The sequence below is a fragment of the Flavobacterium suaedae genome, assembly GCF_014642915.1.
Classification (GTDB): Bacteria; Bacteroidota; Bacteroidia; order Flavobacteriales; family Flavobacteriaceae; genus Flavobacterium; species Flavobacterium suaedae.
In genome coordinates, this window is the sequence record NZ_BMJE01000001.1 from 612,074 (window position 1) to 637,527 (window position 25,454).

At 35.6% G+C, this 25,454-nt stretch carries 25 protein-coding genes; 21 read left to right on the forward strand and 4 right to left on the reverse strand.

From position 1 onward, the window contains the following. Positions 1–4 precede the first annotated feature (4 nt). Both IEW45_RS02855 and priA read left to right on the forward strand, forming a co-directional pair. A complete protein-coding gene (locus IEW45_RS02855) occupies positions 5–433 on the forward strand; it encodes a DUF2147 domain-containing protein (protein WP_188619710.1) in 429 nt (142 codons plus the stop codon). A gap of 95 nt (positions 434–528) precedes the next feature. Beyond that, positions 529–2,979, forward strand: coding sequence for a replication restart helicase PriA (gene priA / locus IEW45_RS02860; protein WP_188619711.1), 2,451 nt, complete (start codon positions 529–531; stop codon positions 2,977–2,979). Between the two features lie 2 nt (positions 2,980–2,981). Here priA and IEW45_RS02865 read toward each other — a convergent pair whose 3' ends face one another. Further along, complete coding sequence (locus tag IEW45_RS02865) at positions 2,982–3,680, reverse strand: LytR/AlgR family response regulator transcription factor (RefSeq protein ID WP_188619712.1); 699 nt, start codon at positions 3,678–3,680, stop codon at positions 2,982–2,984. A gap of 176 nt (positions 3,681–3,856) precedes the next feature. On the opposite strand from IEW45_RS02865, the gene rpsF reads away from it, so the two are divergent. The 9 genes from rpsF (at position 3,857) to IEW45_RS02910 (ending at position 9,536) form a co-directional block, all read left to right on the forward strand. Beyond that, complete coding sequence (gene rpsF, locus IEW45_RS02870; protein WP_188619713.1) at positions 3,857–4,198, forward strand: 30S ribosomal protein S6; 342 nt, start codon at positions 3,857–3,859, stop codon at positions 4,196–4,198. Between the two features lie 2 nt (positions 4,199–4,200). Continuing rightward, positions 4,201–4,497: a 30S ribosomal protein S18 gene (gene rpsR, locus IEW45_RS02875; RefSeq protein ID WP_188619714.1), complete on the forward strand. Its 297-nt coding sequence runs from the start codon at positions 4,201–4,203 to the stop codon at positions 4,495–4,497. Positions 4,498–4,513: 16 nt separating this feature from the next. After that, the gene (gene rplI, locus IEW45_RS02880; RefSeq protein ID WP_188619715.1) at positions 4,514–4,957 is read left to right on the forward strand and encodes a 50S ribosomal protein L9; all 444 of its coding nucleotides are present in this window, start codon (positions 4,514–4,516) and stop codon (positions 4,955–4,957) included. 69 nt (positions 4,958–5,026) lie between these two features. Then, positions 5,027–5,497, forward strand: coding sequence for a DUF6495 family protein (locus IEW45_RS02885; protein ID WP_188619716.1), 471 nt, complete (start codon positions 5,027–5,029; stop codon positions 5,495–5,497). Between the two features lie 70 nt (positions 5,498–5,567). After that, positions 5,568–7,568: an NAD-dependent DNA ligase LigA gene (gene ligA, locus IEW45_RS02890; RefSeq protein ID WP_188619717.1), complete on the forward strand. Its 2,001-nt coding sequence runs from the start codon at positions 5,568–5,570 to the stop codon at positions 7,566–7,568. Positions 7,569–7,578: 10 nt separating this feature from the next. Then, entirely contained in the window at positions 7,579–8,364 is a 786-nt protein-coding gene (locus IEW45_RS02895; RefSeq protein ID WP_188619718.1) for a tetratricopeptide repeat protein, read from the forward strand. Next, a complete protein-coding gene (gene rlmH / locus IEW45_RS02900) occupies positions 8,364–8,837 on the forward strand; it encodes a 23S rRNA (pseudouridine(1915)-N(3))-methyltransferase RlmH (RefSeq protein ID WP_188619719.1) in 474 nt (157 codons plus the stop codon). The genes IEW45_RS02895 and rlmH overlap by 1 nt, the downstream gene beginning before the upstream one ends. A 186-nt stretch (positions 8,838–9,023) precedes the next feature. Next, positions 9,024–9,263, forward strand: coding sequence for a hypothetical protein (locus IEW45_RS02905; RefSeq protein ID WP_188619720.1), 240 nt, complete (start codon positions 9,024–9,026; stop codon positions 9,261–9,263). 54 nt (positions 9,264–9,317) lie between these two features. Beyond that, complete coding sequence (locus IEW45_RS02910) at positions 9,318–9,536, forward strand: hypothetical protein (RefSeq protein ID WP_188619721.1); 219 nt, start codon at positions 9,318–9,320, stop codon at positions 9,534–9,536. A gap of 2 nt (positions 9,537–9,538) precedes the next feature. Here the strand turns inward: IEW45_RS02910 and folP are convergent, their stop codons facing one another. Continuing rightward, positions 9,539–10,357: a dihydropteroate synthase gene (gene folP / locus IEW45_RS02915; protein WP_188619722.1), complete on the reverse strand. Its 819-nt coding sequence runs from the start codon at positions 10,355–10,357 to the stop codon at positions 9,539–9,541. Positions 10,358–10,436: 79 nt separating this feature from the next. Between folP and IEW45_RS02920 the strand changes: the two genes are divergently transcribed. From IEW45_RS02920 to IEW45_RS02950, 7 genes are all read left to right on the forward strand, one after another. Further along, a complete protein-coding gene (locus IEW45_RS02920; protein ID WP_188619723.1) occupies positions 10,437–10,979 on the forward strand; it encodes a DUF1599 domain-containing protein in 543 nt (180 codons plus the stop codon). Positions 10,980–11,045: 66 nt separating this feature from the next. Next, positions 11,046–12,041 carry a MauE/DoxX family redox-associated membrane protein gene (locus IEW45_RS02925; RefSeq protein ID WP_188619724.1) on the forward strand — a complete coding sequence of 332 codons (996 nt, stop codon included), beginning with the start codon at positions 11,046–11,048 and terminating at the stop codon, positions 12,039–12,041. Between the two features lie 6 nt (positions 12,042–12,047). Next, entirely contained in the window at positions 12,048–13,124 is a 1,077-nt protein-coding gene (locus IEW45_RS02930; protein ID WP_188619725.1) for an ABC transporter permease, read from the forward strand. 159 nt (positions 13,125–13,283) lie between these two features. After that, positions 13,284–13,817: a TlpA family protein disulfide reductase gene (locus tag IEW45_RS02935; protein WP_188619726.1), complete on the forward strand. Its 534-nt coding sequence runs from the start codon at positions 13,284–13,286 to the stop codon at positions 13,815–13,817. Then, a complete protein-coding gene (gene tpiA / locus IEW45_RS02940) occupies positions 13,817–14,569 on the forward strand; it encodes a triose-phosphate isomerase (RefSeq protein ID WP_188619727.1) in 753 nt (250 codons plus the stop codon). Before IEW45_RS02935 ends, tpiA begins: the two co-directional genes overlap by 1 nt. A gap of 197 nt (positions 14,570–14,766) precedes the next feature. Next, positions 14,767–18,705 (forward strand): choice-of-anchor I family protein, encoded by a 3,939-nt coding sequence (locus IEW45_RS02945; RefSeq protein WP_188619728.1) that lies wholly within the window; start codon positions 14,767–14,769, stop codon positions 18,703–18,705. 135 nt (positions 18,706–18,840) lie between these two features. After that, positions 18,841–19,518, forward strand: a complete 678-nt coding sequence (locus tag IEW45_RS02950) for a YdcF family protein (protein WP_188619729.1) — start codon at positions 18,841–18,843, stop codon at positions 19,516–19,518. A 55-nt stretch (positions 19,519–19,573) separates the two neighbouring features. Here IEW45_RS02950 and glmM read toward each other — a convergent pair whose 3' ends face one another. Continuing rightward, a complete protein-coding gene (glmM, locus tag IEW45_RS02955; protein ID WP_188619730.1) occupies positions 19,574–20,965 on the reverse strand; it encodes a phosphoglucosamine mutase in 1,392 nt (463 codons plus the stop codon). Positions 20,966–21,091: 126 nt separating this feature from the next. Here glmM and IEW45_RS02960 point away from each other — a divergent pair, with 126 nt between their 5' ends. The 3 genes from IEW45_RS02960 to IEW45_RS02970 all read left to right on the forward strand — a co-directional run bounded on the left by IEW45_RS02960 (position 21,092) and on the right by IEW45_RS02970 (position 24,694). Next, positions 21,092–21,682 (forward strand): acyl carrier protein phosphodiesterase, encoded by a 591-nt coding sequence (locus IEW45_RS02960; RefSeq protein WP_188619731.1) that lies wholly within the window; start codon positions 21,092–21,094, stop codon positions 21,680–21,682. 152 nt (positions 21,683–21,834) lie between these two features. Continuing rightward, complete coding sequence (locus tag IEW45_RS02965; protein WP_188619732.1) at positions 21,835–23,658, forward strand: chloride channel protein; 1,824 nt, start codon at positions 21,835–21,837, stop codon at positions 23,656–23,658. A gap of 100 nt (positions 23,659–23,758) precedes the next feature. Continuing rightward, complete coding sequence (locus IEW45_RS02970; protein WP_188619733.1) at positions 23,759–24,694, forward strand: NAD(P)/FAD-dependent oxidoreductase; 936 nt, start codon at positions 23,759–23,761, stop codon at positions 24,692–24,694. A 55-nt stretch (positions 24,695–24,749) separates the two neighbouring features. On the opposite strand, the gene fsa is transcribed toward IEW45_RS02970, so the two are convergent. After that, the gene (fsa, locus tag IEW45_RS02975) at positions 24,750–25,406 is read right to left on the reverse strand and encodes a fructose-6-phosphate aldolase (protein WP_188619734.1); all 657 of its coding nucleotides are present in this window, start codon (positions 25,404–25,406) and stop codon (positions 24,750–24,752) included. Between the last annotated feature and the right edge of the window lie 48 nt (positions 25,407–25,454).

Sequence of the window (25,454 nt, forward strand, 5' to 3'; positions counted from 1 at the left end):
ACTTATGAAAAAATATTTTTTCACATTACTATTCGTAATGGTAGCAGGAGTATTTTCTGCAACGGCACAGGGAGTTGTTGGTCAATGGAAAACTATTGACGATGAAACAGGAGAAGCTAAATCTATTGTAGAGATTTACGAGAAAGATGGTAAAATTTACGGTAAAGTAGTAAAAATACTTAACCCTGCTAAAAAAGATGCTAAATGCACCGAATGCAAAGGTTCTGATAAAAACAAACCAATTCTTGGTATGGTTATTATAAAAGGTTTAGAGAAGGACGACGACGAGTACACTGACGGAAAAATACTTGACCCAAACAATGGTAAATTATACAGTTGTACCATAAAACTGGACGGTAAGGATAAACTAGAGGTAAGAGGTTACATTGGCTTTTCTTTTATCGGTAGAAGCCAAACGTGGACAAGAGTATAATCTGTTGAATTTCAATTATAAAACACCTCCCGAATCGGGAGGTGTTTTTTTATACCTATATAGCAACTATCTTTGTAAGAAATAGTACAGTATATATGCCGTTTTTTGTAGAAGTTATTCTTCCGTTGGCGTTGCCAAAACCTTTTACCTATAGCATTACCGAAGCCGAATATAATTATATAAAGCCGGGGATGCGTATAGCGGTGCCTTTCGGTAAAAGCAAAGTATATACCGGTATTGCTATAAACCTGCATACTACGCCACCACAACTGTACGAAGCGAAAGAAATAGACCAAATACTGGATGAAGAACCTATTGTTACACAACAACAATTAAAACACTGGGAATGGATAGCATCTTACTATATGTGTAATATAGGCGATGTTTATCGCTCGGCAATGCCATCTGCCTATTTACTGGAAAGTGAAACCATAATAGTAAAAAAGGAAGAGTACACAGAGCAGAATAGTGAGTTAACCGATGAGGAATACTTAATTTATGAGGCGTTACAAAACCAGTCTGCATTAAAAATACAGGAAGCAGTAAGTATACTTAACAAAAAAAATATACTGCCTGTAATTAATAAACTGCTAGCTAAAAATGCTATTTCACTTCGCGAAGAAGTAAAGGAAAAATATAAACCAAAACGTATTAAGTATATAAAACTTCGTGATGAATTTTTACAAGGAGATAAACTAAACGAAATTTTAGAGATATTATCGCGGGCACAAAAACAACGCGAAGCTGTTTTACAGTACTTTCAGCTATATGCAGTAGAAAAAAAGCCCATTACAGCTAAACAACTTACCGAAACTGCGGGGGTATCGTCGACTGTATTAAAATCCCTAACCGATAAAGAAATTTTTGAGGAATATTATTTAGAAGAAGACCGCGTAACATTTCATGCTACTGATAATTCAGGCTTTTCCCTAAGTGAAAAACAACAAAAAGCTTTTGAAGCAGTAAAGGCTTCGTTTACAGAAAAACAGGTAACATTATTACACGGAGTAACATCCAGCGGTAAAACAGAACTTTACATAAAACTGATTGAGGAATACATCAATCAAGATAAACAAGTACTATATTTATTACCAGAAATAGCACTTACTACCCAGTTAGTTGCACGCCTTACTGCTTATTTTGGTAATCAGGTAGCTGTATTTCATTCAAAATATACCAATAACGAACGCGTAGAAACCTGGCAACAGGTAATACAAGAGTCTGAAAAAGCTAAAATAATAATAGGCGCACGTTCCTCTTTATTTTTGCCTTTTAAAAATTTGGGCTTAATTGTTATTGATGAGGAACATGAACAAACATTTAAGCAACAGGACCCTGCACCACGATATCATGCGCGCGATGCTACTATAGTTTTAGCAGGGTATTTTAATGCAAAAGTATTATTAGGTTCTGCAACACCTGCTATAGAAAGCTACTATAACGCAGCAAATAAAAAATATGGCTATGTGCAAATGAAAGAACGCTACGGTAATGTAGTGCCTCCTGAAATTGTACTGGTAGACCTTAAAGATAAATACAAGCGTAAAAGAATGAAAGGTCACTTTAGTGACCAACTTATAGAAGCGATTACAGAAACTTTATCAGAGGGTAAACAGGTAATCCTATTCCAAAACAGAAGAGGTTTCTCCCCTTGGGTAGAATGTTTAACCTGCGGGCATGTACCACAATGCCCACAATGCGACGTAAGCCTCACTTTTTATAAGTATAAAAAACAACTTCGTTGTCACTATTGTGGTTATAATATTGCCAGCCCAACACAGTGCCATCAATGCCATTCTACTGATATTTCTACCAAAGGTTTTGGTACTGAGCAGATAGAAATGGAACTGAAAGAAATTTTCCCCGAAAAGAATATTTCTCGTATGGATCAAGATACTACACGAGGGAAATATGGCTACGAAAGGATAATTGATGCTTTTAAAAACAGAGAAGTAGATATTTTAGTCGGCACACAAATGCTTGCAAAAGGACTACACTTTGACAATGTTAACCTTGTGGGCATCTTAAACGCCGATAATATGCTCTACCAACCTGATTTCAGAGCTTTTGAACGTGCCTACCAAATGATGGTACAGGTTGCAGGACGTGCAGGAAGGAAAGATATTCAGGGGAAGGTATACATACAAACCTATAACCCTTTACATAATGTAATACAGCAAGTAACTGACAATAATTATGAAGGGATGTATAAAGAGCAGTTACATGAACGTATTAATTTTAAATACCCTCCTTTTTACAAACTGATACGCCTTACGCTAAAACATAGAGATTACGAAAAGTTAAAAGATGGTGCTATGTGGTTATACAGCGTTTTAAGTCAAAACCTGAAAATGCCTGTTCTAGGACCCGAAGAGCCTGCTATAAGCAGAATACGAAATGAATATATAAGAACCATTATAATAAAAGTACCACAAGACACTTCATTAGGGTACTCAAAAGGAGTTATTCAAAAAGCAATGAGTAGTTTTGACAGTATTCCGGCATATAAATCTGTAAAAGTGGTAGCAAATGTAGATCCTTATTAAAATTAAGTTCTGTTATTTAAGGCATTTGCTAAATCTTCCTTTTTATTCCGGCTTAAAGGTATTTGTGTCCCTGCTATTTCAGCCACCCTGCTATTAAATTTCTCTACTCTGTCTATATTAATTATATAGGATTTATGAACTCTCAAAAATTTATCAGCCGGTAGTTCTTCCGCAAAAGACTTCATTGTTGAAAGCACTAAGTGCGTACCCTCTTCCGTATTAATTTTAATGTAGTCGCCAAACGCCTCAACCCATTTTATACGGTTAATGTAAATTTTAAGGTTTTTAAGGTTACTCTTTACAAAAATAAAATCACCCTCCTCTTCAGGAGTTTCCTTCCTCATTTGGCTCATCTCTATCGCCTTTTGTACTGCCTTTTCAAAACGGTCTTTAGTAACCGGTTTATGTAAGTAGTCCAAAGCAGCATAATCAAATGCCCTAAGGGCATAGTCTGACTTCGCAGATACAAAAATTATCTGCGGCCTAACTTTTAGCCCGTCAAGCAAATCAAAACCACTCTGCACCGGCATTTCTATATCTAGAAATAAAAGATCAATACTTTTATTCAGGATACAATTGCGGGTTTCAGAAGCGTTAGAGAAATCTCCAATTAAATTGAGATCCGGATGTTCATTTACTAACTTTGCAATAGTTATCCTATGTATCGTGCTATCATCAACAACTACACAGTTAAGTTTCATTATCTTAAATCTATTAGTAAGGTTTTAGCATTATAATGCATTTTTTGATGGAGTGATTTTACAAATATAATGAAAAAAGAGGTCAAAAAAATCGATAAAAAACCATTTTTTCCACTTGTAAAGTAAATATAATTACTTATTTTTGCACCCAATTTTATAACAAAATTTTTATCATTATGAATAACTATGAAACTGTTTTCATCTTGAATCCCGTTTTATCTGAAACTCAGGTAAAGGAAACAGTAAGTAAATTTGAAGATTTCCTTACTTCTAAAGGAGCCGAGATTGTAGCAAAAGAAGACTGGGGGCTAAAAAAACTAGCTTATGAAATCCAGCACAAAAAAAGCGGTTTTTACCACTTATTTCAATTCAAAGCTTCAGGTGAAATCCTGAAAGGTTTTGAAACTGAGTTTAGACGTGACGAAAGAGTTATGCGTTTTTTAACTGTATCACTTGACAAGCACGCTCTTGCATGGGCCGAAAGAAGAAGAGAAAAACTAAAAGCTAAAGCAAACTAATTATGGCTAGTATAGAACAATCAGCTAAAGGGAAAAAAGACGGAGATATCAGATATCTTACACCTTTAAATATAGAAACTAACAAAGCTAAAAAATATTGCCGCTTTAAAAAATCAGGTATTAAGTATATTGATTATAAAGATCCTGACTTTTTATTAAAGTTTGTAAACGAGCAAGGTAAAATACTTCCTCGCCGTTTAACAGGTACTTCTTTAAAATACCAAAGAAAAGTGTCTGTAGCTGTAAAAAGAGCACGTCATTTAGCATTAATGCCATATGTGGCTGATTTATTAAAATAAAAAAGGAGGCAATATTATGGAAATTATACTTAAACAAGACGTAGAGAATTTAGGGTTTAAAGATGATATTGTTACTGTAAAGCCAGGTTATGGTCGTAACTATCTAATCCCTCAGGGATTTGCTCAAATTGCAACTCCTACAGCTAGAAAAGTATTAGCTGAAAACCTTAAACAAAGAGCATTTAAAGAGCAAAAGCTTGTTGATGACGCTAACAAAACTGCTGAAGCAATTAAAGCACTTGAAATAAAAATTTCTGCAAAAGCAGGTAGCGGGGACAAATTATTCGGTTCTGTTACTAACGCTGATATAGCTGCTGCTTTAGAGAAAAACGGACAATCTATTGAGAAAAAATACATCAATAGCGGTATCGTTAAGCGTACAGGTAAATATACTGCAACAGTAAGGTTACACCGTGATGTTATAGTAGAACTACCATACGAAATTGTTGCTGAGCAATAATTAATAACATTATATACAAAGCCTTCCCAATGGGAAGGCTTTTTTATTTAATAAAATTCCTTTATAAAAATGAAATACGCACGCCTTACTAAAGAACAATTTGAAGAATTACACCCTGAGTTTATCCGATTTTTAGCTTCACAGCAAATCGATAAAAATGAATGGGATACTGTAAAACAAGATAAACCCGAAGTAGCTGAACAAGTACTTGATGTTTTTAGTGACTTAATTTGGGAAGCAGTTCTGGATAAGGCAGAGTGGCTGGAGCATTATGCTAAAAACCATATTTTTCTTTTTAAACTTAGTAAAGAGGAAATGCAAAGCATTGTAATACATGCTCATGCCCCGCATGTAGACTTTTTATCTAAGGGCGGGCTACAATGGCTTAACGAAAATATTTTCTCTGATGAAGTTAAAGTAACAAGAGGTAAAAAGCCTTTTGGCGAAGACCGAAATGCAGAAGTTTTTGAACTTATACAGCAGGGAACAATATTAACCGACGGTACAGTTTACAAGCAGTTTGAAGATATGTTTGAATAGGTTTTAAGCCTAATAATCATTTTCCAAATAAGCGAAGTTTGCCTAAATTAGCAAACACAAAATTTGGTAAATGGATATTCTTCAAAAAATAACTGAACTGCGCGAAGAACTACAGCAGCACAATTATAATTATTACGTACTGGACACTCCTGTAATTAGTGACCTTGAGTTTGATATGAAACTTAAAGAGCTACAGGAACTGGAAGAAAAGCATCCTGAATATTATGATGCCAACTCCCCTACCCAACGTGTGGGTGGAGCCATTACCAAAAACTTTGAAACAGTACAACACGAGTACCGAATGTACTCACTGGATAACTCTTATTCTAAAGAAGAATTACAAGAGTGGGAACAGCGTGTACATAAAGGTTTGGGTACTACAGCCGTAACCTATACCTGTGAATTGAAATATGATGGTGCATCCATAAGCCTTACGTATGAGAATGGAAAACTTGCTCAGGCTGTAACCAGAGGCGATGGCTTTCAGGGCGATGATGTTACCAACAATGTAAAAACTATCCGTTCAGTACCTTTAAAATTAAGAGGGGACTATCCTGAAAAATTTCATATACGTGGTGAAATCATCCTACCATTAGATGGTTTCGCAAAAATGAACCAGGATTTAATAGAAATTGGTGAAACACCTTATGCCAACCCACGTAATACTGCGTCGGGAAGTTTAAAACTGCAAGACAGTAGTTTAGTTGCAAAACGCCCGTTAGATTGTTTACTTTATTCTATCATAGGTAATAACCTGCCTATAAGCACTCAGTTTGAAGGGCTGGAAAAAGCGCGCGAATGGGGCTTTAAAGCACCTAAAGAAGCTATATTAGCAAATAGCATACAGGAAGTTATAGCATTTATAGACCATTGGGATGTGCATCGCCACGAGCTGCCTTATGAAACTGATGGTGTGGTAATAAAAGTAAACGACTTGTATCAACAGGAAGAACTAGGCTATACCGCCAAGTCACCACGCTGGGCAATAGCTTATAAATTCAAAGCTGAACAGGCTTCCACCAAACTGGATAAAATTACCTACCAAGTAGGACGCACAGGTGCAATTACGCCTGTTGCTAACTTACAACCTGTACAACTTGCAGGTACTACTGTAAAACGTGCCTCTCTACACAATGCCGACCAAATTGCAAAACTTGACGTTCGTGAGGGTGATACTGTTTTTGTAGAAAAGGGCGGAGAAATTATTCCAAAAATTGTAGCAGTTGATTTTACACAACGTCAGGAAAATTCAGAACCAACAAAATACATAACACATTGCCCTGAATGTGGCACGGAACTAATACGTAAAGAAGGAGAGGCACAACACTACTGCCCTAACTTTTACGGTTGCCCACCACAAATTATTGGGCGTGTACAGCATTATATTTCCCGTAAAGCAATGGATATAGAAGGTTTAGGTGGCGAAACTGTGGCACTATTGTATAACGCTGACCTAATTAAAAACTACGCTGATTTATACGAGTTAACCAAAGAGCAGGTTATTCCGTTAGAACGAATGGCAGATAAATCGGCTGAGAACCTCGTTAATGGTATTGAAAAATCAAAAGAGATACCTTTTGAAAGAGTATTATACGCTTTAGGTATTCGCTATGTAGGGGAAACCGTAGCCAAAAAACTGGCGAAACATTACAAGAGTATTGATGGTCTTGCGAATGCCACGCTAACAGAATTAATTTTAGTTGATGAAATTGGCGAACGCATAGCACAAAGTGTAATTGACTTTTTTGAAAATGAAAAGAACAGAATGCTTATTGAGCGTTTAAAAGGCTATGGTATACAAATGGAGCTTAACGAAGCTACCGACACCAGCGTTAGCGATAAACTGGCAGGTAATACTTTTGTAGTTTCGGGAGTATTTGAAAAGTTTTCCCGTAATGACCTTAAAAAAGCTATTGAAGATAATGGCGGTAAAGTAGGTAGTTCAATATCATCTAAAACCAATTATGTGGTAGCAGGCGAGAATATGGGACCTGCTAAACTTGAAAAAGCTGAAAAACTGGGCATTCCTATTATTAGTGAAGATGATTTTGCCAAAATGATTAACAACTAAAAAGCATATCATGATAAAAAAGTTATTGCAATTTGTTATACTGTGCTTGCTAGTTTCATCTTGTCAGGAGAAAGAAAATAAAATATCTGATGCTGATATAAAAAAAGCCGAAGAACTTAGTATGCAAGCTGGTGATTTATATTTAGATGGAGAAAAAGACAAAGCTCTTGAAAAATATAATGAAGCATTTAAAATCAATAATGAAAATTTTAACTATATATCATCTATCATTGGTATTCATGTTGAAAGAAACGATTTTAAAAAGGCTTTTGAAACTCTGGAAGAACTACCTGTAGAGGATAAAAAATCTGTTTTTTATTATCAAATAAAAGCTGGTATATATGCATTTAAAAAAGATTATAAATCTGCAAAATTAAACTATCAAAAAGCATATGAAATAGCTGAACCTATAGATGCATTTGATATAGAAGATGAATATGACCTTATGCCCTTAACAGGTTATGCTATGTTAGAAACATATGCCGGACATAAAGAAAAAGCTCTTAAAAGGCTAAATACCACATTACAATTAGATTGGTTATCTGAAAATAACATTATGTACATTGAACAAATAAGAAATGAAATTGAATATTATAGAGGTATAAGATTTGATGATTTTTCCTATTCAAACGATATTACTATATGTACTACAAATGTTGATAGTTTAGAAAAAGTTTTACACCAAAATCACATCAATAGTTCAGGCAGCAGTAGTGGAGAAATATATATATCAGAGAAATATCGTAAAGGATTGGAAAAGCTAAATATAACTCCTTGCAAAGACTCTATTAAGTAATGAACATTAAACTTATTGCTATAGGCAAAACAGATAGTAAACAATTACAATCTCTTATAGATGAGTACGTGAAAAGGTTGTCTTTTTACGTAAAATTTGAATTGGATATAATACCTGATGTAAAAAACGTAAAAAACCTTAGTGAAGCACAACAAAAGCAAAAAGAGGGTGAGTTTATACTGAATAGGCTTTCCCCTACTGACCAGTTAATTTTACTTGATGAAAACGGTAAAAGTTTCAGTAGTGTTAGCTTTTCGGAAGAGCTACAAAAAAAGATGAACTCGGGCATTAAAACCCTTGTATTTGTTATTGGTGGCCCTTATGGCTTTTCCGATGAAGTATATCAAAAAGCACAGGGAAAAATATCATTATCTGCCATGACATTCTCACACCAAATGGTACGCTTATTCTTTATAGAGCAGGTATATAGGGCTTTCACTATTTTGCGTAACGAGCCGTACCACCATCAATAACACCCTATTATTTTATTCTAAAAATTATTTACAAAAAATACTTACATTTGCTTTCGTCTTTATACTTGTAAAGACACCTCCCCCCAGATTACCCGCACTTACTTTAGCTATTGCACCCGCAATAAAACCCTTTATTAATATCCGTTTGGCATATTGCCATTTTTAGGAAATAATATTTACCGGTGTATGATTACCTTTATAGCTGAATGTAAACGTGAAAAAGAAAAATTTAAGACGCTCGCAAAAAAGAATGTACAATCAGATGATAATTTTGATAAGCATTGCCTTTATGCAGTAGATTTTGCCAACATACTTGATTATTTTGCTGAATGTGCCAAAAAAAGAGTTCCAGGTTCTGAGGAGGAAATAATCAATATTTATAAATGGCATATTAGGCGCTATGTAGATTATTTAAATTCTTTATAGGTTTAAGCACCTAAATTTTATGTATTTTTATATAAATCAATTACTTAAACAATTATGAAGACTTTAGTTTTATCACTGATTGCAGGGTTCCTTGTATCTGCCTCTGCTCCCCTAAACGATACTACTGCTTACATTTGTAATGGTAAATACAGTAAAAAATATCATTTAAAACAAAATTGCAGAGGGCTTAGCAACTGCTCTACTGAAGTTGAAAAAACCACCGTTAGCAAAGCCAAAACAAAAGGTCGTACACTTTGCGGTTATGAAGACTAAAGTTATAGACTGTTCATTATTTTCACTGCTTGTACCGCCTCTTTTACATCGTGAACCCGTAATATAGTAGCACCTTTACTTAAAGCTATAGTATTTAAAACCGTAGTTCCGTTTAATGCTTCCTGAGGCGTAATACCCAGTAATTTATATATCATTGATTTTCGGGAAACGCCAACTAGTATAGGCAACGTTGTTATTTTAAATAATCCCAGTTTTTGCATCATTTCATAGTTTTGTTCTAACGTTTTTGCAAAACCAAAACCGGGATCAATAATAATGTCATCTATTCCGTTTTTACGGGCTTCATCAATACGCTGCGAAAAATAAAGCAGCATATCCTTCACAATATCGTCATACTCAGTAAGTGTTTGCATGGTTTGCGGTGTACCGCGCATGTGCATCATTATATAAGGCACTTTCAACTCCCCTATTGTTTTCAGCATAGCATCATCAAGCATACCTGCTGCAATATCATTTACAATAGCAGCTCCGGCATTTATACACGCTTTTGCAACATCAGCCCTAAAAGTATCTATAGAAATTAATGCATCGGGAAAATGTTTAATAAGTAATTCAACCACAGGTACAGCACGGCGCAACTCCTCCTCATTACTTACAAAATCAGCATTTGGCTTAGTAGAATATGCTCCTATATCAATAAAGTCTGCTCCGTCTGTAAGCATTTGTTCTGCCTGCTTTAAAAACTGGGTTTCATCTTTATACTTACCGCCATCGTAAAACGAATCAGGAGTACAATTTAAAATCCCCATTACTTTGGGTTTAGCCAAGTCAATAAGTTTGCCTTTGCAATTAATAAGCATACACTCTATTTTAATATTGCCCCTTTGGGTTTGGGGTGTTTTTTACTACATTTGAAATTTGAACAAAGATACTACTTAAATGAGTAATACCTCCGCTGAATACGACAGTGTAGTTGCCACATGCAGGCAATTGTATATTAACAAGATGAAAGACTACGGTAGCGCATGGCGTATACTTAGGTTACCATCTTTAACCGACCAGATATTTATTAAAGCGCAGCGCATACGCAGTTTACAGGAAAACGAAGTACGTAAGATAGATGAGGATGAGTCAGGTGAGTTTATAGGTATTATAAACTACTCTGTAATGGCACTTATACAACTGGAAAGAGGTATTGCTGACCAACCTGACCTTGATGTTGAGGAAGCAACTAAACTTTATGATGAAAAAATAAAGTTAACAAAAGACCTTATGGAAGCTAAAAATCACGATTATGGTGAGGCTTGGCGCGATATGAGGATAAGTTCGCTTACTGACCTGATACTGCAAAAGCTACTTCGTGTAAAACAAATAGAAGATAATAAAGGCAAAACTTTAGTATCCGAAGGTATTGATGCAAACTATCAGGATATGATAAACTATGCGGTGTTTGCCTTAATACTACTGGGGTTTAACCAATAACAACTCATTAACAAATTGAATTGCTTTAACCGCTATATTTGATAAAAGTTTATAAAAAGCTAAGCCATGAAGAAATATTTACCTATAATTATAAGAGTAATCATAGCCCTTTTATTTTTAGTTTCGGCAGCGGGAAAAATGTATCCGTCACCATATTTTGCCATTACCACTTTCGAGGTAAAGCAATTATACGTTATGGGCTTCTCAGAAAGTTTTGCACCGTATTTCTCCCGAGTTTTAATAGGTATAGAACTTGCTTTAGGCTTACTACTACTACAACGTAATTATTTAAAACGCTTAGTAGTTCCTGCTACTATACTAATGCTGTTAGTGTTTATAGTACACCTAACAATTGATACAATACAAAACGGTAACTCAGGTAACTGTGGTTGTTTTGGTGCCTTAATAGAAATGACTCCTGTAGAGGCTATTATAAAAAATGCCATCTCTGTTATTTTACTGGTTTACCTGCTAAACCTCATAAAGCGTGACCGTGACAGTAGTAACTTCTGGGTACTAACAACAGTAACGTTTGCAAGTATACTATTTGTGTTTATGCTTGCACCTATACAACCACAAGTGGCAGAATCAGGTGCTACACCACAGGAAATTATAGCAGACAGTGCAGAAACCTCAACAGGCGATGCTCCTACGCCGGCTACCTCTCCTTACTCGCAGTATTTCCCGAATATAGATAAAGGCAAAAAAATTGTTGCACTTTTCGCTCCGGGTTGTGAACACTGTAAAGAAACAGCGAAGGAACTAACCGCTATGAAAAACAGTAATGCTGATTTCCCTGAAATTCGCATTCTGTTTATGGATGAGGAAGCAGACCTTATCCCTGAATTCTTTGAATATGCAGGTGCAGAATACCCTTATCAAGTATTAGATATTCTTAACTTCTGGAAAGTTTTAGGTAATACTAAGGATACTCCCGGTGTAGTATACCTGTGGAATGGTAATAATATTAAAGAGTGGGATGGTATTAATGAGAAAAAGTTTGTAGCTGAAGAAATGGAAGAGGTTATAAGCAAACCTTACTCAGAAATAAACAAACAATAGTTTCATTTGGTAAAGTATCTTTTAAACAAAATCGGATATGCTCTGCTAACCCTGTTTGGGGTAGTAACAGTTATATTCTTTTTGTTTACAGTATTGCCCGGAGATCCGGCAGAGATGATGCTGGATCAAAATAAAAACTCAGAGCAAATAGCTATCGTTAAAAAAAAGTATGGGTTTGATAAACCTGTAAGCACGCAGTATTTATATTATTTAAACGACCTCTCTCCTATTTCATTTCACAGTACTCATCCTGATGATTACACTTACCTGACGGAAGGAAAATATAATGCATTACAACTTTTTACTGTTAGCAATACTACCATAGTTTTAAAAACACCCTATTTAAGAGAAAGCTTTCAGAAAAACGGTAAAAAAGTTACGGCTGTTATTGGCGAAACCCTGCCCAATACCATTATACTGGCATTTTTTGCTATAACCATAGCTATAATTATCGGTATTATTTTAGGTATAGTTTCAGCTCTTAATAAAAACACGTGGCTGGACAGGACTATAGCTATATTCAGCACGCTGGGTATGAGCTTACCCTCTTTCTTTGCGGCTATACTTTTTGCATGGGTATTCGGTTTTTTACTGCATAAATATACACACCTCAACATGACAGGCAGCCTGTATGAAGTAGATGATTTTGGCGAAGGAGTTTACATACAATGGAAAAACTTAATACTGCCCGCTATAGTACTGGGCATACGTCCGCTTGGGGTTGTAATACAACTTATGCGTAACTCACTCTTAGAAGTTACAAGTCAGGATTACATTCGTACTGCAAGAGCTAAAGGGCTAAGCGAAATACGAATAATCCGTAAGCATGCATTAAAAAATGCTTTAAACCCTGTAGTAACTACTATATCAGGTTGGTTTGCCTCTATGCTGGCAGGTGCTGTTTTTGTAGAATATATTTTCGGGTGGAATGGTTTAGGTAAAGAAATAGTTGAAGCCCTAAACAATTTAGACTTACCTGTAATTATGGGAGCTGTACTGGTTATAGCCACTACTTTTATAATTATAAATATATTGGTAGATTTTATTTATGCATGGCTCGACCCAAGAGTCAGGCTGGAATAATACCGCTTCTTTTACCGTAACCCTATAAAAGCAAAATAAAAAATTTACGAAAACGAGTGAGTTAAAAATATTGTTATTTTATAACAGTATTAGGTATACGCCATGCTGGTTTATTACCTCAGTTATTGTAAATTTGTTTCACACATGAGAAGAAAAACTATGAAAAAACTATTGTTATTACCCATAATACTTTTAGCTTTTACAGGCTGTAAAGACAAAAGCGATAAATCACAAGAAGAAGAAAAAGTGCAACCTACAAGTTTTACAGAGAAAGCACTGAATGAAACTATGCAAACACCGGATGGTGCTACAATGGATTTCAGGACTGTATTAGAAAAATATCAGGGCAGGCCTATAGTTATAGACTTATGGGCATCATGGTGTCCTGATTGTATAAAAGGTATGCCTAAATTACATGCTTTACAAGAACAATTTCCTGATGTTACCTATCTGTTTCTTTCTTTTGACAAAACAAAAGAAGCATGGATAAATGGTATTGATAAATATGAAGTAAAAGGCGAACACTACCTGTTAGGGCGTGATAAATGGAAAGGCGGAGCATTAAGCGAAGCTGTGGAGTTAGATTGGATTCCGCGCTATATGGTACTTGATGAAACAGGAAACATTGCTTTATTCAGAGCTGTAGAAGCTGATGACGAAAAACTAATTGCCACATTAAATAACTTGAAATAATGAGAAAACAAATTGTTGCAGGAAACTGGAAGATGAATAACGACAGCAAAGAAACAAAAGCATTGCTGGATGAACTATTGGCTAAAACGCCTAAAGATACTACAGCTAAAGTAGTTGTAGCTCCTACTTTTGTTAACCTACAGGCTGCCGTTGCACAAACAGCAGACAGCAACATTATTGTTGCGGCACAAAACATGCATCAGGCAGAAAACGGTGCCTATACCGGTGAAGTTTCGGTTGGTATGCTAAAAAGTATTGATGTAAATACTGTAATACTCGGTCACTCAGAGCGCAGGGCATATTTTGGCGAAACCAATGCCTTATTAGCTGAAAAAGTAAACACTGCTTTAAAACATAATCTTACTATTATTTTCTGTTTTGGAGAAGAGTTAGCAGACAGACAGTCTAACAATCATTTCAGTATAGTAGAAACACAATTAAGAGAAGCATTATTTCATATAGAAGAGTCACAATGGGCAAACATTGTTTTAGCTTACGAACCTGTTTGGGCTATCGGTACAGGAGAAACAGCATCTCCGGAGCAGGCACAGGAAATGCATGCCTTTATAAGAACCTTACTTCGTGATAATATTAATAGTAATGTGGCTGATGCTACTTCTATATTATATGGTGGTAGTGTAAAACCTGCCAATGCTAAAGAAATATTCTCTAATCCTGACGTTGACGGAGGGCTAATAGGAGGAGCATCACTAAAAGCAGACGACTTTTTAGCAATAGTTAATGCTATATAATTACTACATTTTAAACAAAATATAAATTGGAAAAGAGCGATGTATAATACATCGCTCTTTTTTATCACTAAGGTTACCTGTATATTAACTAAGTAAACACTTACAACTATTTAGTTAATAGAGAAGTTTTATTCACTTAATAATTAATTAAGATATAAAGCACAGTTTTGTAGCTATTATTAACAAACTACAAAACTATGTTGAACAACTACACTAAAAAATGCTTTATGTTACTGGCATTCTGCTTAGTAACTACTTTAGCAAAAGCACAGGAATTAGTACATTACTGGAATTTTAATACCATAGATGGTACAGTAGAAACGGTTCCTGCTGATTATTCAATTATTGCAGGTACTCCATCTATAACTTACCCCGGTACGGGCGATGGTTATATGGATGACGTATCGGGTGATGCACTTAATGCACAAATGGATGCTGAGGCAGGAAATGGTATCCGCCCGAGAAACCCTAGTGATACAAGAGACTTCCTTATTGCATTTCCAACCACAGGGTATGAAAACATTGAAGTAACATTTGCTACCCGAAGAACAAACTCAGGTGCTACAGAGCAATTATACTCATACAGCCTTGATGGTGGTGCAAACTACACCAATGCAGATTTAGCACTTACATCATTTAACCCTAGTCCTGATGACTATCAGTTGGTAACATTAGATTTTTCTGCAATTGAAGGAGCAGAAAATAATGCTGACTTTATACTTAAAATAAATTTTGGAGGTGATAATGCTTCAGGTGACAGCGGAAATAACAGATTTGACAACATTGCCGTTAAAGGTACACTTATGGATGGTGTTGAAGATGTTACCGCTCCTATGGCAATGTTTACTCCTTCTAACGAAGAGAACTATTTACCTGTAACTACAACACCTTCTATTGAATTTAATGAAGATGTTAGACTTACAGATGACAGCCCGATAACTGATGCTAATGCTGCAAGTGTTGTAGAACTTCGTCTTGATGATGCAGAAGGTACTGCTGTACCGTTTACAGCTACCTTTAACAATAATACAATTACAATAACTCCTACCGAAGATTTACTAAACAATCAACAATATTATGTTGCACTTTTAGCTAATACAGTAGAAGACATGAGCGATAATGCTATTACAGAAGTACAATCATCTGTATTTATGACTATAGCTGAACAAACAGAATTAAGTGCAGGAGATATGGTATTTACTGCATACCGTATGAATGCAAGTGATGCAGAAGATGAAATAGCACTACTTACACTTGTTGATATTGCTCCGGGTACATTTATTTACCTTACAGATTCAAAATATACTACAAACCCGCAACCACAATGTGGAGACGCTATTATTTGGACTGCTACTGATTGTGTTCCTGCCGGTTCTGTAATTACAATACAAACTTCTGACCTTGTAACAAATTCAGGTACAGTAACGGGTGATGATTTCGGTTTAAGTTCAGGCGGAGACCAGGTAATAGTTTACACAGGTTCAGTTGAAAATCCTAATTATATTACCGCAATGACTTCTAATGACTGGTTAGAAACAAATACTGATTGTGGTGGTAGTGAATCTATGATACCAATGGGATTACAAGACGGCGTTAGCGCAGTAAACCTTTCTACTGCTCCCGGTAACGTTGATGGTAACACTGTAAACGCTTACTATAACGGCACACAGGAAGGTACTCCTGCCGATTTAAGAGTTGCTATACAAAACCCTGCTAACTGGGTTGGTATAGGTGAAGATACTCCTGCACAGGAATGGCCAACATGGAACTTCCCTAGCTCTCCAACAGTACAGGAAATTACAGTAGTAAACCAAACTACTATAGAAGTTGTTTTCAATAACGAACTTAATGCTACTTCTGCTGCTACAATAGCTAACTATACAGGTATTAACGGACTTGACACTGCAAATGCAGAGGGTAATGTGGTGACACTTACTTACACTATTCCTTTTGCTTTAGGTACAGACTACGGGCTTACTATAAACAATATAGAAGATGAAGCCGGTATTACTATGGCTTGTGCATATAACTTTAGCTTTACTTACAATACCGAAATTTCATTTGATACTGACTACATAGTAGTAAATGAAGATGCAGGTACAATAGAGGTTGTTTTAAACCTTGTAAACCCTGCTACAGGTTCGGTTGATATAGTACTTAAAGGAGCGCCTTTCAGCACTGCTGACTCTAACGACTTTACTTATACCACAACTACACTTAACTTTACTGGTACAAGTGAACTTACACAAACTATATCAATACCTGTAATTGATGATACTGAAGAAGAACAACAGGCAGAATATTTTGTTCTAAGCCTTGAAAACCCTGTATCTGTAGGAATAGAAGGCGAAACAATGGCTACTATATACATTATAGATAACGACCGTATGGCGCCTACAGCTTCTCAAAGCATAGAACTTGATTACATCGGTAGTTTCGACCCTTCAGGAACAGGTTCCAGCACATGCGAAATTGTAGCCTATGATCCTGAAAGTGAAAGACTGTTTACTACAAGTGCCGAAGAAGGTTTCTTAGATATAATTGACTTTTCTAATCCTGAAGCTCCAACAGTAGTGAACTCTGTTGATATGAGTGGTTTTGGTGGCATTACAAGCGTAGCGGTTAAAAATGGTATGGTTGCAGTTGCTGCTCCAAACGCTGATGAGCATTTAGATGGTTCTGTAGTATTCTTTAATGTTGATGGTGATATGCAAAGCCAGGTAATTGTTGGTGCTTTACCGGATAACCTTGCTTTTACACCTGATGCAACTAAAGTTATTACCGCAAACGAAGGTCAGCCAAACAATGATTACAGTATAGATCCTGAAGGTTCTGTAAGTGTTATAAATGTTACAGGTGGTATAGAAAACCTTACTGATGCTGATGTTACTACAATTTACTTTACTGATTATAATTCTCAGGAAGCTGAATTAATCGCTGCCGGAGTTAGAAAATTATATGCTGCAAGCACAATGTCTCAGGACTTTGAACCTGAATACGTTACTATTAGTGCCGACTCTAACACTGCATGGATTTCACTACAGGAAAATAATGCTATAGCTGAAATAAACCTTACTGATAATACCATTACCGATGTATGGGCGCTTGGAACTAAAGACATGAGCCAGGCAGGTAACGGTTTTGATATTTCTGATAAAAATGACGAAATACTTATTGCTAACTGGCCTATACAAGCATACTATATGCCGGACGCTGTTGCTACTTACAATGTGGGTGGTACTAACTATATTGTTACCGCTAACGAAGGTGACGAGAAAGAATATGACGGTTTTGAAGAAAGAACTACTATAGGTAATGATGATTACACTCTTGATGCTACTGCATACCCACAGGCAGCAATGCTTAAAAAAGAGAAAAATGCAGGTAGAATGAGAGTTACTAATCTTGATGGTGATACTGATAACGATACAGAATTTGAGCAAATATACTGTTTAGGTTCGCGTTCATTCTCAATATTTAATGCAGACAGTAAAGAGATTGTTTACGATAGTGGTGACGATTTTGAAATGATTACTGCTGCCGATGCTGTTATTGGTGCTATATTTAACTCTGACAGTGATGAAAATGAACTTAAATCAAGAAGCCGTGCTAAAGGTCCTGAACCTGAAGGTGTAGCTTTAGGTACTATAGGTAACAATACTTTTGCTTTTGTTGGTCTTGAAAGAATAGGTGGTATTATGGTATATGATATTACTGACCCAACAGCTCCTACTTTTGTTGACTATAAAAACCCCAGAAGTGTTAGTGAATTTGGTGGAGATAACGGTCCTGAAGGGATTGCATTTATAAGTAACACTGATAGTCCTGATGATAAAAACTATGTTATTGTAGCTAACGAAATAAGTGGTACACTTACAATTTATGAAGTAGATACTACTAACCTTAGCACTGATAACTTTGTAAATGCACCTAAAAGATTTACAATATTCCCTAACCCTGCTAACGACGGTATAGTTTATTTTAACCGTATAGCTGATGTGGAAATATATGACCTGAATGGTAAATTGGTACACTCAGAAAAACAAGCTTTAAAAGTTAATACTACTACCATGTCTTCAGGTATATACATTATAAAAACTGCTGAAGGTATAGTTAAAAAATTAGTTGTTAATTAATTTTGTGAATACTTTTTTGAATTGAATCCTGCTCTGTATAGAGCAGGATTTTTTAATTTAGCACCAATGGATATTTTCTTTAACCCTTTGGCGGTATTTTGGATTTTCATAGTACTATCCTTGTTTTTTTATGCAATGAAACGTAAAAAAACAGCTAATAGAATAGCTGTCATAGCTATTGCAGAGCTTTTTATATTCAGTATTAGCCCTTTACCAACTTACTTAATAAGAAGACTGGAACAACAATATAAACCACTTAAACATATTGAGGCAAACAATAATTTGCCAATATTAGTTTTAGGCGGCGGTCATACTTATGATACAACTTTAGTACCATCACAACAAATATCTGCTACAGCGCTTTCAAGGCTAACCGAAGGTATACGGTTATATAATGAAGGTAACAAAGCCCCGTTAATACTTTCAGGGTATACAAAATATAGCACTAAGCCCGCACATGCAAAACTAATGGCTGAAACCGCAATTTCTTTAGGTGTAAAGGCTAAAGACACTATAATGCTTACACAACCTGCTGTTACATGGGAAGAAGCTATTGCGTTTAAAAAAAGATTCGGAAACGATAAAAAACTGATATTGGTTACAAGTGCTTATCATATGCCCAGAGCTATAAAAACATTTAAACGGGTAGGATTAAACCCTGTTCCTGCGCCTACTGATTACCAGGTAAAACATGACACTGATAACTTAATGTACAATTGGAAACCTTCTTCAGAAAAAATAAAGTATACTACAAAGGCATTGCATGAATATGCCGGAATGCTTTATTATAAGTGGTTTAAAACAGAAAAATAAAAAATCCCCAATAAAATAAATTATTGAGGATTCTGATTTTATAAGCTATAGCTAATTATATACCTGCTATTTCTTTTATTTCTCCCATTATATGTTCAGCTAAAACATTTGCTTTTTCTTGTGTATGTGCCTCTGTATAAATACGGATAATAGGCTCTGTGTTCGATTTTCTTAAGTGTACCCACTCTTCAGCAAAGTCAATCTTAACACCGTCAACAGTAGATACCTCTTCATTAGCATACTTAGTAGCCATACCTTTTAAAATAGCATCTACATCTATTTGTGGTGTAAGCTCTATTTTATTTTTGCTCATGTAATACTGAGGGTATGATGCTCTCAATGCCGCTACAGAAGTTATATTGTTTTCAGCTAAGTACGTAAGGAAAAGTGCTACTCCTACCAGCGAATCACGACCATAGTGTAACTCAGGGTAAATAATACCTCCGTTACCTTCGCCACCAATTATGGCGTTATTCTTTTTCATTAACTCTACTACGTTAACCTCACCTACTGCACTGGCTTCGTAGCTACCGTTATGTTTTTCGGTAATATCGCGTAATGCTCTTGATGATGACATGTTAGAAACCGTGTTACCTGGTGTTTTACTCAGAACATAGTCTGCACAAGCTACCAGTGTGTACTCTTCGCCAAACATTTCTCCGTCGTCTGATATAAATGCTAAACGATCTACATCCGGGTCCACTACTATACCAAAGTGGGCTTTTTCTTTAACTACAAGCTCACATATATCTGTTAAGTGCTCTTTTAGTGGTTCAGGGTTATGAGGGAAATGTCCATTAGGCTCGCAGTATAATTCTACAACCTCAACGCCCATTTGTCTTAATAGTCTTGGTATTATTACCCCACCTGATGAGTTTACACCATCAACAACTACTTTAAATTTTGCTTCGCGTACTGCATCAGCATTTACTAACGGCAGCTCAAGCACTTCATCAATATGGATATCCATATAAGCACCATTCTCCGTTACTTCTCCTAAACTATCTACATCCGAATATTCAAAAGCTTCGTCTTCTGCTATTTCAAGTATTTCAGCACCATCTTTACCGCTTAAAAACTCTCCTTTTTCATTAAGTAATTTTAAGGCATTCCATTGCTTAGGGTTATGGCTGGCTGTAAGTATTATACCACCATCAGCTTTTTCCAGAGGAACGGCAACCTCAACAGTTGGTGTAGTAGAAAGCCCTAAGTCAATGACATCTATACCCAAACCTACTAATGTATTCATAACCAAATTATGAATCATAGGTCCTGATATACGTGCATCTCTTCCTATTACTACTTTTATTTTTTGTTTACCGGCATGCTTTTTTAGCCACGTACCGTATGCTGATGCAAATTTTACAGCATCCAGAGGGGTTAGGTTATCCCCTGTATTTCCCCCTATTGTACCTCGTATCCCAGAAATGGATTTAATTAATGTCATAAATTTTCGGTTTTTGGTTACAACAAATATAAAACTTCCTTAAGGTTTAGTTTTAACTAAAGTTTATTTTTTGCAAGATAAAAATTACTGCTTCCTAATAAAGCAACAAATGCTTATCTTGTAAACATGAATTTCCTTGCTCACATATACCTTTCAGGTGATAATGACTTGCTTAAGATAGGTAACTTTATGGCTGACGGAGTGTATGGTAAACCTTCTGAAAACTTTCCCGAAGATATACAAAAAGGTATAATATTACATCGACTTATTGATAGTTATACCGATGCTCACCCTATATTCAGGCAAAGCACCAAAAGATTACACCCTGTTTATCATCACTATTCGGGGGTTATTATAGATATATATTACGATCATTTTTTAGCTAAAAACTGGGGTAACTACAGCGATATTCCATTAGCAGACTATACACAGCATTTTTATAACTTATTACAGGAAAATTATGATGTGCTTACAGAGAAAACTAAAAATATGATTCCTTACATGGTTAAATATAATTGGTTGCTAAGTTACGCCTCTGTAGAAGGTATATCCCGAATACTGGAACAAATGGATAAGCGAACAAAAAACAAATCGGGTATGCGTAACGCTAAAAATGAACTTGTAGCCTATTATGCGGAATTTGAAGAAGAGTTTACTGAGTATTTTGAGGCTGTTCAGGTTTTTGTACAAGAGAAATTACCAACATTACAATCATAAACTTAAAATAATAGTTTTCTTTCTGCTATTATCGTGTCAAGCCTATTAATGCTAATTTCAATTTAAAAAAGGTAAAAACCTACCGTCGTTTTTTTTAAATGAAGTAACTTTGCTGTTTTATTCAAAAAATTAAATTTTTACAGAAATAAACAATGCTCAATCGTAATGTTTCAAAAGTACGGTTATTCTTCAGGAATAACTTTCGTCGTGTTGAAACCCTGTTTTTTATAGCTAAAAGTTTGCTGTCAGATAGGCAATTTATATACCTATCGGCAGTACTTGTATCTATATCAACAGCCTTTGCCGTAATTATACTAAAAGGGTTTGCGCATAATGTATTTAATTTTGCTAACTATATAAATGGCTATTTAAAACTGCCATATATTAACAGTTTATTGCCTATTGCCGGTATATTACTAACAGTTCTTGTTGTTAGAAAAATACTAAATGGCAGGATGGAAAAGGGTACTTCCAGTATATTATACTCTGTAGCACGCAGGGGTGGTATTATACCGCGAAAGCAAATGTACTCACAAATTATAACCAGTTCCCTTACCGTTGGTTTAGGAGGGTCTGCAGGACTGGAGTCACCCATTACCATAACAGGAGCTGCCTTTGGTTCTAACTTTGCACAAAAATATAAACTTCCTCAAAAAGACAGGGTTTTAATGCTTGCATGTGGTGTAGCAGCAGGTATAGCAGCAGCCTTTAACGCTCCTATTGCAGGGGTGCTTTTTGCTATTGAAGTAGTTCTTACGGATGTTTCTATTACTGCGTTTATCCCTATTATGATATCGGCTGCTACAGGTGCTATTATATCAAATATAGTGCTAAATGAAGAAGTACTGCTTTCCTTTAAGCAACAGCATATGTTTGATTATCATAACATACCGTATTATATATTATTGGGTATTTTAGGCGGGCTTGTATCGGTATATCATGCACGAAAATTTCAAAAAATAGAAAGCTATTTTGCCCGAATGAAAAAGAGTGATTATCGTAAAGCATTATATGGAGCATTACCCTTAGCAGGTTTAATATTCCTGTTTCCTACACTGTTTGGTGAGGGTTACGAAAGTATAAAAATACTTACCAATGCCGACCCTAGCGAAATACTAAACAATACACTTCTCGAAGGTTTTAAAGATAATGCCTGGGTACTTTTAGGTTTTGTAGGACTCACTATGATGGTAAAAGTATTTGCAGCAGGTTTAACCCTGTCTAGTGGTGGTAATGGCGGTAACTTTGCTCCTTCTCTTTTTGTTGGTTCTTACCTTGGGTTTGTAGTAGCTAAACTACTTCACCTTTTAGGTTTTGCTAAAAACCTGCCGCTAAGCAGTTTTACTATAGTGGGTATGGCAGGTATATTAAGCGGATTATTCCATGCGCCTTTAACGGCTATATTCCTTATCGGGGAGATAACAGGAGGCTATAACCTTATGGTTCCGCTAATGATTGTTTCTTCTATTAGTTTTGCAGTGTCTAAACAGTTTGAAAAGCACTCAATGGATATTAAGCACCTTGCTGATAAAGGCGATGTATTTACAGGAGATAAAGACAAGAATATACTTTCTACTCTGGACTTATTAAGCCTTATAAATACTGATATAAAAGTTATAAAAGCTGATGAAAATACTACCGATGATATTGTAAATCTTTTATCATCTACACACCACAATGTTTTTGCAGTAACCGACCAGAAAAACAAACTTCTGGGTGTTATAGATTTCAATACTATAAAGCATATTGTATTTAGTCCTTTTAAAATAAAATACAGCAAACTGGATGAGTTAATAACAACTCCACCTGTAATTGTAACTATTGAAGACTCCGTAGAAACAATTATGGAACAATTTGAAGAGGCTAATGCTGACTATCTGCCTATTTTAAAAGACGGCAAGTATTATGGCTTTATTTATAAAGCTAAAATACTGGAGGCTTATCGACAAAAATTAAAAGAGATAGTAATAGAGTAAACTTCTATTTCTCATTTACTTCATCAAAAGTTTAAGTTACGTTAAAGTCGCCTGCTTTAACAGCTACATTTAATACATTTATTGCTAATACTTATTATTTATGAGTGCGCAAAAAATATACGATGTAGTTATTATTGGTGGCAGCTATGCAGGCTTATCAGCAGCATTGGCTCTGGGCAGGTCTTTACGTAATGTTTTGGTTATTGATAATGACAACCCTTGTAACAAATCAGCTCCCGAGGCACATAACTTTTTAACAAACGACGGTGTTACTCCGTGTGAGATAAGAGATAAAGGCAGAGAACAAATAAAACAATATAAAACTGTAGATTTTGCTACTGATACGGTTACAGATGTGGTAAAAACAGAAAACAACCATTTTAAAATACTGTCAGAAAAGTCAAAACCTGTAAAATGTAAAAAAGTACTTTTTGCTACAGGTATTACTGATACTTTGCCAAGCATACAGGGTTTTGAAGCCTGTTGGGGAATATCAATATTACACTGCCCCTATTGTCATGGCTATGAGGTAGCCAATAAAAAACTGGGTGTTTTAGGTAATGGCGATATGGGTTATGAAATGGCTAAAACAATATGCCATTGGGCAGGTGAACTTACACTTTTTACTAATGGTGCAAGCACACTGGCTCCGGAAGAAGTATTACTATTAAATGAACATAATATTACCATTATAGAAAATGAAATAACGAATATTGTTCACGATAACGGATATATAACAGAACTTCAGTTTGAAGATACCGAACCAGAAAAACTGGATGCTTTATTTACGCAACTACCATTTGTACAACAATGTGACATCCCCGAAAAACTGGGTTGCGAGTTTACTGATAACGGTTTTATTAAAGTAAGTAAAACTATGGAAACCTCTGTACCCGGTATATATGCTGCGGGAGATTGCTTAACCCTGTTCCGCTCTGTAGCTAATGCTGTAGCAGCAGGAAACAAAGCAGGCGCAACAATAAATAAGCAATTTATAGCTGAAGCTTTTGAGCTTCCCGAAGTAAAAATTATATAATAAAAAAAGCTCCCTAAATAGGGAGCTTTTTTTATATGAGAAATCAATTTACTGATTATTTATTTCCTTTTTCAAAATCTGCAATAAATTGAGCTAAACCTGCATCAGTAAGAGGGTGCTTTAAAAGCCCTGTAATAGCCGATAGTGGTCCTGTCATAACATCAGCTCCTATTTTAGCACAATCTACAATATGCATCGTATGGCGTACTGAAGCAGCTAATATTTCAGTATCAAATCCATAATTATCATATACCTGACGAATTTCTTCAATAAGGCTTAAACCATCTGCCGAAATATCATCTAAACGACCTATAAACGGTGATACATAAGTAGCTCCTGCCTTAGCAGCTAATAGTGCCTGCCCAACTGAGAATACTAACGTTACATTGGTTTTAATACCTTTATCAGCAAAATATTTAGCAGCTTTAACTCCATCTTTAATCATTGGTAGTTTTACCACAATTTGCTCATGTAAAGCAGCAAGTTCTTCACCTTCTTTAACCATGCCTTCAAAATCAACAGCATTTACTTCAGCACTCACATCGCCTTCTACTATATTACAAATATCCACATAGTGCTTTAGTATGTTTTCCTTACCTGTAATTCCCTCTTTGGCCATTAATGAAGGGTTAGTAGTAACACCATCTAAAATTCCCAGTTCCTGAGCTTCTTTTATCTGGTCTAGGTTTGCTGTATCAATAAAAAATTTCATTTTTTGTTTATTTATATAGGTTGTGTTATCGTTTTTATACTCAATTGC